Annotated in this window: 16 protein-coding genes and 1 tRNA gene; 9 read left to right on the top strand and 8 right to left on the bottom strand. The window is 58.9% G+C overall.

The features are described from left to right. Window positions 1–8: 8 nt before the first annotated feature. From gcvH to HMPREF0178_RS06585, 4 genes are all read right to left on the bottom strand, one after another. On the bottom strand, window positions 9–392 hold the full coding sequence (gene gcvH, locus HMPREF0178_RS06600) for a glycine cleavage system protein GcvH (RefSeq protein WP_005030330.1): 384 nt from the start codon (window positions 390–392) through the stop codon (window positions 9–11). 31 nt (window positions 393–423) lie between these two features. After that, the gene (locus HMPREF0178_RS06595; RefSeq protein ID WP_009380060.1) at window positions 424–1,791 is read right to left on the bottom strand and encodes an NAD(P)/FAD-dependent oxidoreductase; all 1,368 of its coding nucleotides are present in this window, start codon (window positions 1,789–1,791) and stop codon (window positions 424–426) included. Between the two features lie 337 nt (window positions 1,792–2,128). Further along, window positions 2,129–2,953: a hypothetical protein gene (locus HMPREF0178_RS06590; protein ID WP_009380057.1), complete on the bottom strand. Its 825-nt coding sequence runs from the start codon at window positions 2,951–2,953 to the stop codon at window positions 2,129–2,131. A gap of 214 nt (window positions 2,954–3,167) precedes the next feature. Next, window positions 3,168–3,875: a Crp/Fnr family transcriptional regulator gene (locus HMPREF0178_RS06585; protein ID WP_009380056.1), complete on the bottom strand. Its 708-nt coding sequence runs from the start codon at window positions 3,873–3,875 to the stop codon at window positions 3,168–3,170. A gap of 283 nt (window positions 3,876–4,158) precedes the next feature. Between HMPREF0178_RS06585 and HMPREF0178_RS06580 the strand changes: the two genes are divergently transcribed. Both HMPREF0178_RS06580 and HMPREF0178_RS06575 read left to right on the top strand, forming a co-directional pair. After that, window positions 4,159–5,601 (top strand): aryl-sulfate sulfotransferase, encoded by a 1,443-nt coding sequence (locus tag HMPREF0178_RS06580; protein ID WP_009380055.1) that lies wholly within the window; start codon window positions 4,159–4,161, stop codon window positions 5,599–5,601. Window positions 5,602–5,754: 153 nt separating this feature from the next. Further along, window positions 5,755–7,254: an outer membrane homotrimeric porin gene (locus HMPREF0178_RS06575; protein ID WP_009380054.1), complete on the top strand. Its 1,500-nt coding sequence runs from the start codon at window positions 5,755–5,757 to the stop codon at window positions 7,252–7,254. Between the two features lie 84 nt (window positions 7,255–7,338). Here HMPREF0178_RS06575 and HMPREF0178_RS20400 read toward each other — a convergent pair whose 3' ends face one another. Continuing rightward, on the bottom strand, window positions 7,339–7,734 hold the full coding sequence (locus tag HMPREF0178_RS20400; RefSeq protein ID WP_009380053.1) for a helix-turn-helix domain-containing protein: 396 nt from the start codon (window positions 7,732–7,734) through the stop codon (window positions 7,339–7,341). A gap of 103 nt (window positions 7,735–7,837) precedes the next feature. On the opposite strand from HMPREF0178_RS20400, the gene HMPREF0178_RS22465 reads away from it, so the two are divergent. The 3 genes from HMPREF0178_RS22465 to HMPREF0178_RS06555 all read left to right on the top strand — a co-directional run bounded on the left by HMPREF0178_RS22465 (window position 7,838) and on the right by HMPREF0178_RS06555 (window position 8,781). Next, the gene (locus HMPREF0178_RS22465) at window positions 7,838–8,095 is read left to right on the top strand and encodes a helix-turn-helix domain-containing protein (protein ID WP_009380052.1); all 258 of its coding nucleotides are present in this window, start codon (window positions 7,838–7,840) and stop codon (window positions 8,093–8,095) included. Between the two features lie 94 nt (window positions 8,096–8,189). Beyond that, on the top strand, window positions 8,190–8,444 hold the full coding sequence (locus HMPREF0178_RS06560) for a helix-turn-helix domain-containing protein (protein ID WP_009380051.1): 255 nt from the start codon (window positions 8,190–8,192) through the stop codon (window positions 8,442–8,444). A gap of 49 nt (window positions 8,445–8,493) precedes the next feature. Then, window positions 8,494–8,781: a helix-turn-helix domain-containing protein gene (locus HMPREF0178_RS06555; RefSeq protein ID WP_009380050.1), complete on the top strand. Its 288-nt coding sequence runs from the start codon at window positions 8,494–8,496 to the stop codon at window positions 8,779–8,781. A 106-nt stretch (window positions 8,782–8,887) separates the two neighbouring features. Here HMPREF0178_RS06555 and HMPREF0178_RS06550 read toward each other — a convergent pair. Next, window positions 8,888–8,964: transfer RNA gene (locus tag HMPREF0178_RS06550), tRNA-Pro, on the bottom strand. Window positions 8,965–9,097: 133 nt separating this feature from the next. After that, a complete protein-coding gene (locus HMPREF0178_RS06545) occupies window positions 9,098–10,120 on the bottom strand; it encodes an NAD-dependent epimerase/dehydratase family protein (RefSeq protein ID WP_009380049.1) in 1,023 nt (340 codons plus the stop codon). 179 nt (window positions 10,121–10,299) lie between these two features. Between HMPREF0178_RS06545 and panB the strand changes: the two genes are divergently transcribed. The 3 genes from panB (at window position 10,300) to lpxK (ending at window position 13,533) form a co-directional block, all read left to right on the top strand. Then, entirely contained in the window at window positions 10,300–11,184 is an 885-nt protein-coding gene (panB, locus tag HMPREF0178_RS06540) for a 3-methyl-2-oxobutanoate hydroxymethyltransferase (protein WP_050809258.1), read from the top strand. A 34-nt stretch (window positions 11,185–11,218) separates the two neighbouring features. Further along, window positions 11,219–12,073 (top strand): pantoate--beta-alanine ligase, encoded by an 855-nt coding sequence (gene panC, locus HMPREF0178_RS06535; RefSeq protein WP_039958797.1) that lies wholly within the window; start codon window positions 11,219–11,221, stop codon window positions 12,071–12,073. 404 nt (window positions 12,074–12,477) lie between these two features. Then, a complete protein-coding gene (gene lpxK, locus HMPREF0178_RS06530) occupies window positions 12,478–13,533 on the top strand; it encodes a tetraacyldisaccharide 4'-kinase (protein ID WP_009380041.1) in 1,056 nt (351 codons plus the stop codon). On the opposite strand, the gene HMPREF0178_RS06525 is transcribed toward lpxK, so the two are convergent. Then, entirely contained in the window at window positions 13,530–14,186 is a 657-nt protein-coding gene (locus HMPREF0178_RS06525; RefSeq protein WP_009380040.1) for a flavodoxin family protein, read from the bottom strand. The genes lpxK and HMPREF0178_RS06525 overlap by 4 nt on opposite strands. 151 nt (window positions 14,187–14,337) lie before the next feature. On the opposite strand from HMPREF0178_RS06525, the gene HMPREF0178_RS06520 reads away from it, so the two are divergent. Beyond that, on the top strand, window positions 14,338–14,727 hold the full coding sequence (locus HMPREF0178_RS06520) for a helix-turn-helix domain-containing protein (protein WP_009380039.1): 390 nt from the start codon (window positions 14,338–14,340) through the stop codon (window positions 14,725–14,727). Window positions 14,728–14,854 lie beyond the last annotated feature (127 nt).

The raw sequence follows: 14,854 nt of genomic DNA, 5'->3' as shown, positions 1-14,854 counted from the left end.
AAATATATCTATCCAACCAGCGCGGCGTATTCGGCGGCGGAAATGCGCCCGCCTTCGTCGGCATCGTCGGGTTTGACGCGGACGAGCCAACCCTTGTCGTAAGGGCTGTCGTTGAGCAGTTCGGGGGCGTCCGCCAGTGCTTCGTTGACGGCGACGATTTCACCGGAAACCGGAATGATCGCGTCGGAAGTGATTTTGACGGACTCGATGGAAGCGCAGGAAACGCCCTGCTTGAAGTGTTCGCCCACGGTGGGGAGGTCGACGAAAATGACCCCGCCGAGCTGATCCTGTGCATAGTCCGTGATGCCGACGAGCATGGTGCCGTCGGGCTCCGCTTTGGCCCAGAGGTGTTCGGAGTGGTAGGAACGGTCTTCGGGATAGGTGAGGCTCATAATGCGATCTCCTTCGGGTTGAGCGATGTTGCTATTCGGTCACAATTGCGCGGGTAGCACGGATGGCGGCGGGGACGATTTCGTCCAGCGTGGGGTGGCCGATCATGACTTCATGCAATCTTTCGGGCGTATAGCCTCCGACCATGAGTAGCTGGGCCACGGTGACGAGGTGGGATACGCCGTGGCCGATGGCCGCGATGCCCGCGATGGCGTCGCCGTCCCATACGACCTTCACGAATCCGCCGGAAGCCCCGGCTGCCTGCGCGATGGGATTCAGGGTCAGGGGAACCTGCGATACGCTTACGGACCCCCCGGCGGCAAGGAGCCCTTTGGCGGTCTGGCCGACGCGCATGATCTCGGTGCTGCCGTAAATGCAGGACGGGACCGGGCCGGGCACGTATACGCCTTTTTCGTGTCCGAGGATGCGGCGGGCGACATACGCGCCCTGATGATCGGCGGCATGGGCCAGCAACGTAAGGCCGTTCACGTCGCCGATGGCATAGACACCTTCGGCGGCTTCAAGATGAGCGTTCACGTCGACGAAGCCGCGGCGTTTCAGCGTGCAGCCCGCCTTTTCGCAATCAAGCCCGGCTGTATTCGGAGTACGGCCCACGGCGACCAGCGCTTTGGAGGCGGTCAGCACGCGTCCATCACCAAGAGTCAGTTCGGCCTGCCCGTCCTTCGTGACAAGCGACTTCGCCATGACGTCCGTGATGCAGGTACGGCCCGCCTTGCTCTGGACACGGTCCATTTCTTTGGCGATGTCGGCGTCTTCAGTGGGGGCGATGTGCGGGGCGGCCTCGACGATGGTGATTTTGGAGCCCATCATGCCGAAGAAGTCGCCAAGCTCAAGGCCGATGGCCCCAGCGCCCACGATGATGAGATTTTCCGGGACTTCGGGAAGGTTGAGGACGCCGGTGCTGTCGAGCACGGCGTCGCCGTCGGGAGCGAGGCCGGGGAAGGACGCGCTCGACGAACCGCAGGAAAGAATGATGTTGTCAGTTGTCAACATCTCTTCGCCGGATTCGGAGCGGACGATGGCCTGTCCCTTTCCGGCGCATACGCCGCGTCCCTCGTACAGGGCGATCCCCGCCGCCGCGAGGCTTTTGGCGAGGGTCTGGCTGGAGCCCTTGAGGAAGCGGCCCACGCGGGTTTGCAGCGCCTTGTAGTCGATGTCGATGGAGCCCTTCATGGTGCGCAGGCGTTCCTGAGCCTTGAGGAGCCCGAGGGGGGCCGTCGCGCCGAGGAGCATCTTGGTGGGGATGCAGCCGCAGTTCAGGCACGTGCCGCCCCAGTGTTTGTCTTCGATGATGGCGACCTTTTTGCCGCCGGCCGCCAGTTCTTTCGCCGCCGTGGTCCCGCCGGGGCCTCCGCCGATGATGATTACGTCGTAGTGCATGGGTTGCCTCGTTTTGCGTATGCCGAGGAAGAGGGAAGAAATGTTTTCGAGCGGAGCGCCCGCCCCGCCGTCGTCCGTGTGCCTTGAAAGGCCGCTTTCAGCTGTTTTTACCCTTTCCCGGTTCCCCATCCCCCTCCCGAAACTCTCGGAGAGGGGGGATGGGACAGCTCGGAAGGAAGTGCTTAAAGAGCTCTTCCTGTCAAAAAAATCCAGAATGTCCGTATGGCCTATGCCGCTTGCGAACCGTCTCGTACCTTCCCCGCCCGCCAATCTCTGGTGAGGGAAGAGGAGCGGAAAGGGAGAGGGGCCTCTTAGGTTCCTTCCCTCCCCGGTTTGCCTACTTCGCTATGTCGGCCTTGAACAAGAATTCGCGGGAGGCGGAACGGTACTTAAGCATCATGGGATCGGCCACGGGTTCGAGCCCTTGCATACCCTGCGGCATTTCGGGGGTTACGGCGGCGATGGCGTAGGGAAGCTGATGATCACCGCAGGCTTCAAAGACCATGCGGGCCGCTTCACCGGCTTCGTCGCGGTTCGGCCAACGGGCACCGTCAGGACCGGAGAGCGGGGTGGCGAGGAAACGGATTTCGTGGTCGGGGAACGCTTTCACCAGTTCGATGGTCTTGGCGAGTTCGTCCTTGGTGGGCGCGGAACCGTAAAGGGCTTCGTAGACGGATGCGGGGCCGGGGATGTTGAGCTGTACTTTTGCCAGCGCGTTCAGGCCGATGAGGCGTTCGAGCAGGGCGGGATTCCGTCCGTCCGTCTGTATGCAGACCGTGAGGCCGCCCTTGGCGAGCTGTTGCACCAGTTCGACGAAGTGATCTTCCTCCGCAGCCGGGCACTGGGAAAGGTAGAGGCCGGAAATCCAGCCGTGCAGCAGGTCGCTGCGCGTGACCGCGCCTTCGAGGGCGTGTCCGGACAGCAGGTAGGCGATGACTTCGCCGGAGCCCTGCTTGATGACCGTGCCGTCGTCGAACAGCGGGAACTCCACGCCTTCGGGGTTGCGGTAGATGGCCTTGCGGTTGGCGCGGTAGAAGGTGTTGAATGTCTGGGCATCAGCCTTGAAATCCACGGTTTCGTAAGCGATCTGATGTTCGGCGAGAAAGCCTTTGACGATTTTGCACCGCAGGCAGTCGGGTGCGGTATACAGGGTGATGCTCATCTGTGCGCTCCTGTGATGCCGGAAAGCCGGCAGAAAGGGTTGCTTTGCAAACGGCGGTTTGCCGCCGGGTATGGACAAAAAAAGAGGCGGAATCCGTCGGAACGGGGTTCCTCTGAATTTCTGCCTCTACCTATACCCGGATTCGGGACAGAAAATTGTTACCGTTGTTACTTTTTTCGCAAAAAGTTCGAAAAAATCCGCTCCGGGGAGGAAATCAGCCCCATTCCGCCTCTTCTTGTTCTTCCAGCAGTTTTTCAAGCTGATCGAGCTCGCTCAGTTCGATTTCATGGCGTGAGAACCGCACCAGTATCCCGAGCTCGCGCAGCTGCTGCAGGCAGCGGAACAGGGAAACGCGGTGGATGTCCAGCACTGAAGCCAGTTCGAGCTGGGTCATGTCCAGAGGAAAGGCCTTGGCGTTGTTATGGCTGCGGGAGAGCTGGCGCAAAAAGCGGCAGACTCGGGCCAGCGGCGTGCCGTGCTTGATCAGGAAACTTACGCTGAACAGGTTGGAAAATTTGGTGGCCGTACCCCGGAGCATGTTCAGGATGAGATGGGGGTATTGGCGGGCGAATTCGGCGTCATGGATCAGCGAGCTGGGGAAACGGTACGCTTCGGTCCTCTCCAGCACCCGGAAACAAGCCATCGTCGCCTCGTCCCCGGTGATCACGCTCGTCTCGTTGAAGATGCAGCCCTTGCCGAAAAACATGACGACATGATCTTCCCCTGCCGCGTTGGTGTAGGTGAGCCGCACGCGTCCTTTATCTATAAAATAGAAGCAATCGGTGGTGGCCTGATGATTGTAGTGGGAACGCGGAAAAACGAGATGCGTCCCCATGTGCACAATTTCCCGCCAAGGCTCATGTAGACCGCTGTGGGAGATGATAGCAATGTGCTGTTGCGGCATTTGGATTTCTGCGGTCATAGAATCACCTCTTTCTCAATGATGGATGGGCGGAAATGTTCTTATACTTTTTATGTGAATTGTTGCACAGGTTACATTTCTGTTTTCTCATCCGTCATAAGGTGCTTTTGCGGATAAAGGAACCCCTCTGTGAAAGCCCATAGACGAAAGGCGTCAATCGTTCAAGTCTGTTCGGGAATGAGGACAGCCTTGACGTATCTCCAAAGTTTCATTTCATTTTATTCTGCCTGAGGCGCAAGCACCGGCGTCCGGGCGCAATCCATACATAGGGAAGGAGCATCCGATGAGCGCGACGATTTTCCCCACTGGCGTTACTATCTACAATCCCGAAAAATGCTGGAGCGGTTATACCATCCTTCAGGCCGCCGAACGCGGCGCCCTCCTTATCGACATGAACGGCAATGAAGTCCGCATGTGGGAAGGCTTGCAGGGCTTCCCGAACAAAATGCTGCCCGGCGGTTACGTGATGGGGAGTCTTGGTGAACGCAATCCCAAGTATGGCCTTCAGGACCAGACCGACCTTGTGCAGGTGGACTGGGACGGCAACATCGTGTGGAAGTTCGATAAAGCCGAATACGTCGAAGATCCGGGCGAGGAACCTCAGTGGATGGCCCGCCAGCACCACGACTACCAGCGCGAAGGCAACACCGTGGGCTATTACGTGCCCGGTTCCGATCCCAAAACCAACAGCGGCAACACGCTGATCCTCGCGCACAAGAACGTCCACGTGCCCGCCATTTCCGACAAGATGCTGCTTGACGACGTGATCTACGAAGTGGATTGGGACGGCGACATCGTGTGGGAATGGAAAGTGTCCGATCACTTTGAGGAGCTGGGCTTCGACGCCATTGCCCGTAACCTCATGTACCGTGACCCCAACTATTACACCGGGTTCGGCAACAGCCACATCGCGGGCGACTGGGTGCACACCAACTCCATGTCCGTGCTCGGCCCGAACAAATGGTACGACGCTGGCGACAAGCGCTTCCACCCCGACAACATCATCATCGACTGCCGCGACGCCAACATCATCCTGATCATCGAAAAAGCCACCGGCGACATCGTATGGAAGATCGGCCCGTATTTCGATCAGACCCCCGAACTGCGCAAGCTCGGCTGGATCATCGGCCAGCATCACGCCCACATGATCCCGCGAGGCCTGCCCGGCGAAGGCAACATCCTCATTTACGACAACGGCGGCTGGGCCGGCTATTACGCGCCGAACCCGGGTTCCCCCACCGGCATCCGCGGCGCTCTGCGCGACTACTCACGCGTGCTGGAAATCGACCCCGTCACGCTGGAAATCGTGTGGCAGATGACGCCGAAAGAAGCCGGATACCTGATGCCGCTTGACGCCAACCGTTTCTACAGCCCGTTCATCAGCGGTATGCAGCGGCTGCCCAACGGCAACACCATGATCACCGAAGGTTCCCACGGCCGCATCTTCGAGGTGACCCCCGAACACGAGCTGGTGTGGGAATACGTGTGCCCCTACTGGGGGAAGGCCCTGCCCATGAACATGGTGTACCGTTCCTACCGTCTGCCCTACGAATGGGTGCCGCAGCTTGAAAAGCCCGCCGAATCGCCCATCGAACGCCTCGACGTATCCACGTTCCGCGTGCCCGGCGCTGCCGCTCCGGGCGTGAAGAGCGCCGTAAAGATCAAGGAAGCCAAGGGGTACTTCGGCCTGTCCGCCATGTGCGTGGCTGCCGATATCGAAGAATAAGCGCATTATTAAGGATGGTTGAGGGCGGTTCTGGTTGAGAAAGGCATTTTTCCAATCCGGGCCGCCTTTTTGGTACGCCCCCGTCGTCGGCGGGGGGATCTTTCCGTCCGTTGGGGGACGGAGCCCTGCTATTTGAGGAAGCGAGGGAAACGCATGAAGAGGCTGTGCTCACTTTGTTTGACGTTGGGGATGCTCTGTGGGGCGGCGGCGACCGCCGGAGCCGTCGAGATCAAGGCCAAAGGCACATGGGAGATTTTGTCCGAATGGAGTAACGTCGCTCCGCTGAACGGGCCGAATGATCGGTTCGCCACCTTGCAGCGCCTGCGTACGCAGGTGGAAATCATTTCTTCGAATGCCCTCAAGGGCGTCGTGTTCTTCGAAATCGGGGACACCAACTGGGGCAAGGCTTCCGAGGGCGGCGCGCTGGGTACTGACGCCAAGAATATCGAAGTCCGCTATTCGTACGTCGACTGGCAGGTTCCGAACACGGATCTGCGCGTCCGCATGGGCCTCCAGCCGATCATCCTCCCCGGATTCGTGGCGTCGGGATTCAGCCCGGTATTCGGGCATGACGTGGCCGGCATCATGTTGTCGCAGAAGTGGTCCGACGAGGTCGGGACGACGTTCTTCTGGGCCCGGCCTTTCAACGGCAACTTCGGCGGCTGGAACGCCAACGGCTCGCAGGCCAACGGGACGCCGCGGGATACCCCCGGCGACGCCATGGACCTGCTCAGCCTGATCGTGCCCATCAAAACGGACGTGATGAAGGTTTCGCCTTGGGGCATGTTCGGCTTTATGGGCACCAAGAGCCTCATGGGAAACATCAAGGGCGGCGATCCGGCGACATGGGCTCCACGGGCCGGTCTGTATCCCATTCTCGGCAGCGGCTACACGTTTGAGACGTTCCCCTTCCGCCGGAATACGGAAACCCACGAAAACGCGTGGTGGCTCGGCATCACCGCCGAAACGAATTATTTTTCGCCGCTCACCGTCGCCGGGGATTTCGCCTATGGCAGTGTGAAGATGGGGGAAATCCCGGGGTATGAGGGCTTTGCCGACGGCCCCGGCACGTTCAAGCTGGATCGTGCGGGCTGGTATGCCGCCGTGCGCGCGGATTACGCCCTTGATTGGGCCACTCCCGGCATCATCGCGTGGTACGGCAGCGGCGACGACGGCAATCCGTACAACGGTTCCGAGCGCCTGCCTCAGTACAACACGCCGTGGGCGGTGAGCGCGCTCGGCTTCGGCGGCGGCTGGACCGATATCGCCACATGGAAGGTGCTCGGGCACAACCCCGGCGGCCTTTGGGGCGTGGTCCTGCATCTCAAGGACATCTCGCTCATGGAAGATCTGAAGCACACCCTGCGCGCCGGGTACTACCACGGCACCAACAACTCCGCGATGCCCAAGGCCGCGAACATGACCTCGTATCCTTCCCGCATCGACGGCCCGTTCGCCTATCTCACCACGTCCGACGACGCGTGGGAATTGAACGCGGACACCCGCTACAAGATTTATGAAAATCTGGAACTCGCCGTCGAGGCCGCGTATGTGCGCCTCAACCTGGATGAGGGAACGTGGGGAAAGAAGATCGTCAATGAAGTGGATAAGGATTCCTATCGCGTGAGCATTGGTCTGAAGTATTCGTTCTAGTTTGCTCCGTTCGTGGGGAAAAGGCCGGTGGGGGACTGCCGGCCTTTTTTTGTTGGGGCATCGGATTCGATAAAGGGCAATGCGCTAAGGCTGGTTGCCGAGGCACTCCGAACAGAAAGCGTGCCCCTGCGATACGGCGATGCGCCTGACCAACTCCTCGGCCAGCATATGTGACGGCAACCGCCTGAGCGCTTCTTCATCGGCTTTGCGTGTCGTCACTTTAACATCGGTTTCGTAGCGGCTTGGCTCGGGCCGCAACGTCATAAGGCATGGCCCCTTGCCCGTGAGTATCCACTCCGGATGCACATTTTTTACGCGCATCAAAATGACCAGCCAGCTGGAGGGCATCTTCCCGCGCCGGACGGCAGCGGAAACCGCCGATTCCGGGACGCCGAAAAAGTCGGCCAGATCGGTAGCCGTATGCTTACAGATAACGAGTTTAAGCCGTTCCATTTGAGCGTCGAAAATTTGGTTTTCCATTCGAGCCTCTCGATGGCCGTGTTATGGGTGCGACCTACTATTGATAGTCAAGAGAACTACAATAGTAGGTCGGTTTCGTAAAGGGGCATTGTATCTGGGAGGAATGAAAAAGAAATATGATGAGGACAAGCTGGCTAAGACGTTTATGCCCGCAGTGATCCGGCGCTACCGTGATGCGGCGGGGCTCTCTCAGCAGGAACTTGCAGATCGGGTTGGCATTTCCAAAAGCTACATATCCTCTTTGGAGCTTGGTTATCGAGCGCCGAGTTTGAATCTGCTTGTGAAGATTGCTCAGACATTGGAGGTGAAAGCGGGCAAAATGGTCGATGAAATGGTGGAAGATGCCGAAAGGGTTCTTTGACGTTTCGCCGGTGGTTTCATGACGGCTTGGGCTATAACGGCATGAGGCCCGGTGTCCGTGAGTATCTATTCCGTGATTACATAGGGAGGAGGACATGCCGGGATACAGCAAGGAAGACGGTAATATTTTGAAGCAGTTTGGTGCGGCTGTGAAGGCGGGAAGGGATGAACTGCGCATCTCTCAAGAGGCGTTGGCGGAAAAGCCAGGTCTACATAGAGCGTATGTTGGAGGAGTGGAACAAGGACGCAGAAATGTAAGCCTGTTGACTATCGTAAAGCTCTCTCAAGCTCTTGGTGTGGAGGCGGCGAGTGTTTTTGAACGCATGAAAACAATAAAAAATAATAAATAACAACATGTTGCATCGTTTAATATGAATGCGGAATAGATTTTATACGGCAATGGACAACGATAAAACAAAAGTCATCATGGGACTGATTGTAGCGTCGCTTCGTGAAGGGCTTGGCATGAGCCGTTATGCTTTGGCCAAGGAATCGGGTGTTGACTATTCGTGGCTGCGGCGTTTTGAACAGGGAAAGTCCGGGATCCGGGTGGAAACCCTTATTGGGCTTGCAAAAGGGTTGGGGATTCCAGCGGGAACCATTGTCGGCGCGATGGAGAAAGCGTTGGAAAATCCCGATACGTGGCTTGAGGAGCATGAAAGGAAAATGAGCCGAACGGAGACGTGAAAAACGGAGTTGGAGATATGTTGGCAAAGGTGCTTGAGAGGAAAATAAATGAGAAAAGGGAACCTACTTTCGTAAGTTCCCTTAGGGGTAATTCTCTTTTATGTGCTGGTCGGGATGAAAGGATTTGAACCTTCGACCCCTTGAACCCCATTCAAGTGCGCTCCCAGACTGCGCTACATCCCGGCACGCAGATGGAGATACCTTTCTCATGCCCCGCTGTCAACAACTTTTTGCGGGAAGAGCAAACTTTTTCTAGCGCTGGGATGCTTCATTATTTATTTCAATGAATTGAAATCTTCCGCTGTATCAGCCATTTTTACAGGTGGGCGTCGTACCAGTCACCCGCAAGGCGCAAGCCCTGACGGACATCGTATTCGGGCTCATAGCCCAACAGCGTACGGGCGCGGGTGATGTCCGCCAGAGAATGGCGTACGTCTCCCGCCCGGAAATCACGGTAGGCCGGTTTGGCTTCCGCCGCTTCGGGCTTGTGGCGGACGACCTCGTCACGGATAAGCCCGAAAAGCTCGTTGAGCGTGGTCCGCTGGCCGAAGGCCACATTGTAGACGAGGTTCCGGGCGTCGTCCGCAGCATAGGATGCCAGCAGGTTCGCCTGCACCACATTGTCGATATAGCAGAAATCACGGGACGTTTCGCCGTCCCCGTTGACGTATACGGTATCCCCTTTCGTCAGGGCGGCGAACCACTGGGGGATCACCGCCGCATACGCGCCGTACGGGTCCTGACGCTGTCCGAACACGTTGAAGTAGCGCAGGCCGATGGTCTTGAAGCCATAACTGCGCGCGAAAACCTCGGCGTAGAGCTCGTTTACGTACTTGGTCACGGCGTAGGGCGAGAGGGGCTTGCCGATGCGGTCTTCCTGCTTGGGCAGGTTGGGCTCGTCGCCGTAGGTGGAGCTCGAAGCCGCATAGACGAAACTCTTTACCCCGCAATCGCGGGCCGCGACGAGCATGTTGAGGAACCCGTCAATGTTGCAGCCGTTGGTCATGATCGGGTTTTCGATGGAGCGGGGCACAGAGCCGAGCGCCGCTTCGTGCAGGACGTGCTCGGCGCCCTGGCAGGCCTGAAGGCAGGTTTCGACGTCGCGGATGTCTCCTTCCATGAAACGGAACCGCTCCCACTGCTCCGGGGTGACCAGTTCTCGTACCATGTCCAGATTGTGCTGATACCCGGTGAGGAAGTTGTCGAGGCCCACGACGCGCTGCCCGTGTGACAGCAGCGTCTGCAACAGGTTGGAACCTATGAAGCCCGCCACGCCGGTGACGAGCCATGTGCTCGGTTCTTGTTCGATCCGCTGAAGAAGTTCGGTGTAGTTGGACATCAATGGCTCCAAAGGAAAAGGTTCGGGGCATGACCCCCTGAAGCCGGAAGTGTAGCCGCGCCGCCCTCCACTGTAAAGTATGGTCCTCCGTCGGTATTTTGTCTTTCAGGGCACTCCGTGATAGGCTCCCCACGTTCATGGTTTCTTTTGAGAGGTTTCATTTCCTTTTTGCCCACTCTATGAGGACGGCTGTGAGTACGTATCAAACTTTTTCCACTGACGAGAAACCGCTTTCCATCTTGGATATACGGGATGCCAAAAACCGGCGGAAGCTGGCTATGGTCACCGCGTACGATACGCCATCGGCCCGTATTGTGGATCGTGCCGGGGTCGATATGGTGCTGGTGGGCGATTCCCTCGGTATGGTCATGCTCGGGCGCAAAGATACCCTGTCGGTCACTTTGGATGAAATGATCCATCATTGCCGCGCGGTTGTGCAGGGAATGCATCACGCCCTCGTCGTTGCGGATATGCCGTTTATGACGTATGAACCCGGGCCTGACGCAGCGCTTTCCAACGCGGCGCGCCTTGTCCGGGAAAGCGGCGTCAGGGCCGTCAAGCTCGAAGGCGCTTTCCTGCCTCAGATCCGCGCACTGGTGGGCGCGGGCATACCCGTCATGGGGCACATCGGCCTGACGCCTCAGCGGTCCGCGCAGCTTGGCGGCTTCAAGGTGCAGGGCAAGCGCGCAGAAGCAGCACGGCAGTTGCTTGATGAGGCGGCGGCGCTCGAAGACGCCGGGTGTTTCGCCATTGTGCTTGAGGCCATTCCCGCGCCTCTCGCGGCGGCGATTACGGCCCGGGTTTCCGTTCCCACCATCGGCATAGGGGCGGGGGCCGACTGCGACGGGCAGGTGCTCGTCCTGCATGACATGCTCGGGCTGTACAGCGAGTTTACGCCGCGTTTCGTCAAGCGGTATGCGGAACTGGGTACCCTGATGGAGCAGGCCGTGCGGGATTATGCCGAAGAGGTCCGCAGCGGGGCGTTCCCCACTCCGGCGCACAGCTTCAATATGGATGAGGAAGAGCGCGCCCGGTTGGAAGATCGGCTGCGCGAAACCGAGTAACAGTTTTCTCCCTGTTATGGAGATGGAAAAGACGATGCAGATCATTCATTCTCCGGAAGCGTTGCATTCCGTGTGTGCCGAGTGGCGGCGTCAGGGGCTGAAAACGGCCCTTGTGCCCACGATGGGGTATTACCACGCCGGGCACGCCAGCCTGATTTCCTATGCCCGCTCGGTGGCCGACAAGGTGATCGTCAGCCTTTTCGTCAATCCGACGCAGTTCGGCCCCAACGAGGATCTGGAAGCGTACCCGCGCGATTTTGAGAAAGACTCCGCGCTGGTCCGCGAGCTGGGCGGGGACGTACTCTATGCCCCCGAGCCGGAAAACATGTACGCGCCCGATCACGCCACATGGGTGGAAGTGCCCGCGCTTGCCAACACCTTGTGCGGCCTCAGCCGCCCCATCCACTTCCGGGGCGTGTGCACGGTGGTCTTGAAGCTGTTCATGCTGGCCCAGCCCAGCCTTGCTGTATTCGGCGAGAAGGATTGGCAGCAGCTCGCCATCATCAAGAAAATGGTTTCCGATCTGAATGTGCCTGTGGAAGTCGTCGGGCGGCCCATCGTGCGTGAAGCCGACGGGCTGGCTCTCAGCTCCCGCAATGTTTACCTGACGCCCGAAGAGCGCGTCCAAGCCCCGCAGATCCGCAAGTCGCTCGAAATGGCCGCCGGTCTCGCCGCCGGGGGGGAACGCGACGCCGCCAGAATCATTGAGGCCGTCCGTGGCTATCTGGCCGCGCATCTCCCCACAGGGCAGGAGGATTACATCTCCATCGTCGATCCCGCCGCCCTGACCAAGGTTGATCGCATTAAGAACATGGCTCTGTGCGCGCTTGCCATTCGTCTTGGCAAGGCGAGGCTGATTGACAATATGTTGTTGAAGGTTGGGGAGTGAAGATGAATCGGGGGAGGGGAGAGGAAACCTTTCTAAAGAAAGGTTTCCTCTCCCCTCCCCCGAACCCCCCTCCTTTCTCCTTCCAAAGACTTTTGACTTTATCGAATCCCTGTTCGGAGAGCGGGGGATACGTGGGAGTTTTTCGTCTTTCTTGGTCGTGAAGAAAAGAAGCATCTTGGAGACTTTTTTCTTGAAAGCGCATTCTTTTTGAAGTGGTTCCGTTAAAAGCCTCTCAACTTTTTTCTCCGCAGCCGGAAAAGCTGGGAAAAGGGATTCGATAAAGGCGAAAGTCTTGGGAGTGGGGGGATGGGGTTTGGGGAAGGGGGAGAACCTTTCTCCAGAAAGGTTCTCCCCCTTCCCCAATCTTCCTCTTCCTCCCCTCCCTTCTCCCCAAAAGGAACGCCATGAACCCGTTGATCTGGCAAAAACGACTGAGGCCGCTGCTGACGCCGGTTTCGTTGCTGTACCGCCGAATACTGGCCGCGCGCAGGGCAAAATGGGAAAACGAAGGCTCGCCCGCGTTCCGGCCCGCGTGCCCGTGCGTTTCCGTGGGGAACATCGCATGGGGCGGGACGGGCAAAACCCCCGTGGTGGATTGGCTGCTCGTCTGGAGCGAGGTGCGGGGGCTGCGGGCGGTGGTGCTGTCGCGGGGGTATAAGGCACAGCCTCCGGAATTGCCGTTGCATGTGTCGCCGTCACGAACGCCGGGAGAGGCGGGGGACGAACCGCTCATGCTGGCGCTTGAGCACCCGTCCGCTGCGGTGATGGTGGACCCGGACCGCAGACGCTCGGGGGGCTGGGCAGAAGAGCGGCTGAGCCCGGATTTGTTCGTGCTGGACGACGGATTCCAGCATGTGAAGGTGCGGCGCGATCTCGATATCGTCCTCCTGCGGCCTGACGATCTGGGCGACGGCTGGGGCCGCGTGATCCCTGCCGGAGCATGGCGCGAAGGCCCGGAAGCGCTGGAGCGGGCCGATGTTTTCATGATCAAGTGCTCGCCGGAAGCGTGGGAGAGCCTGCGCCCGGCCTGCGAACGGCGTCTCGCCGGATTCCGTCGCCCGCTGTTCAGTTTTTCGTTGCGCCCGAGTTCGTTGCGCAAGATAGGGACGGACGAATGCCAGGATGCCGAAGCTTTTGCCGGGAAACCATATGCGCTGGCGACGGGCGTGGGCGATCCGGCGCAGGTACGGGAAACGGTGGCCCGGTTCATGGGCCGCGAGCCCGCAGAATTCATTGCCTATCCCGATCACCATGCCTACACGCCGGAAGACGCGGCAAAGCTGGAGGGGCTCGGTATGCCCGTCATCTGCACCAGCAAGGACGCCGTGAAGTTGCGGGAACTGAGGCTGGCGGATGCGTGGGCGTTGCGGGTTGAAGCGGCCTTCGGGCCCGCGCTGTGGACCGAGGCCGCTTTCCCGCATTGGCTGGATGCGTGGGCGAAGCGCAAGGGGCTTTTCTAGCTGTTGCGTTTTACCAGATCCTTGCCCAATTCAAAGGCTTTTTGGCAGTCGATGGGGAACTGCCGCTCCCGCTGGCGTGCCTTGTCGGGTTCCGAGAAGCATTCCACCTTGTATTTGCTGTAGTCGCTGAATTGGTACGTGTCGTTTACATAGAGGGTTTCAGGCTTGCCGAAGATTTTCCCAATGAACAGCTCCATGCTCTGGAAGCTCTCCGTGTAGTGACTCTCGAGCATGACTTGGTAGGGCACGTTCATGGTGTAGACGAACGCCGTGGGCATCCGTTTCGGGGCCAGCGAGGAATAGTCGGCGTCGTAGACGAAATATTGGAAGAGCAGCCTTTCAAAGAACATGCGCATCTTGCCGGTAATGCTGTGGAAATAGACGGGCGAGCCGAAGATGATGCCGTCCGCATCGGCGAGGCGCTCCAGAATCGGCGTCAAACCGTCCCGGACGGCGCATTTGCCGTAGCTTTTCCCGCCGAGGCGCTTGCACTCGAAACAGCTCACGCATCCGGAAAAATCATGGCTGTAGAGATGGATCAGTTCCGTTTGCGCCTGAGGATCGGCCGCCTTCACGCCTTCAAGGGCTTTGTTCAGGATGGTTGCGGTGTTGTGGGTTTTCCTCGGGCTTCCGTTGATGGCATAATACGTCATGGCGTTCTCCTTGCGTTTGGGGCCGGGACTCCGGCCTGATGCATTCAGAGTATTGGGAAACGGCTGCGAAAAAACAAGTACGCAGTTTTTTCTGCCTTACACTGTTTGATAAGATGTTGTTTTTTAGGAACCTTATAGGAAGGTTGTTGTCATGGGCGGAAAGAGGCGTACCGGATACAGCACGGAACTTCCCGGCGCGAACGTATACACCGTGCCGTGTCCGATCATCCATGCGCTGAACCTGATCGGCGGCAAATGGAAACTGCCGGTGCTCTGGCATCTGTTCGACGCGGAATCCGTCCGCTACAACGAGCTGAAACGGAGCGTCGTCGGCATCACGAACATCATGCTGACCCAGTGCCTGAGGGAACTGGAAACCGCCGGGCTCGTGCGCAGGGACGATTTCGGCGAAGTCCCCCCACGGGTGGAGTATTCATTGACCGGGCAGGGCAGGGAACTGCTCCCGGCCCTGCGCGAACTGTACAAATGGGGCGAGAAGCAGCTTGCCCGTAGCGCCGAGGCCGATCCGCCTTTCTCTTGAGCCGGTTCGCCGCATTCTCACGCATTGCCAGCCCGTTTCATCTGGGCCATACTCTTTCATGCCTCTTTTCCCGTCCCGAATCCGTCATTTTGTAAAGAATCCTCCGGGCGGTCCGGCGCGCATCGTG

The sequence above is a fragment of the Bilophila sp. 4_1_30 genome (genome assembly GCF_000224655.1).
Lineage (GTDB): Bacteria > Desulfobacterota > Desulfovibrionia > Desulfovibrionales > Desulfovibrionaceae > Bilophila > Bilophila wadsworthia.
This window is presented reverse-complemented; position numbering and strand designations above follow the sequence as displayed.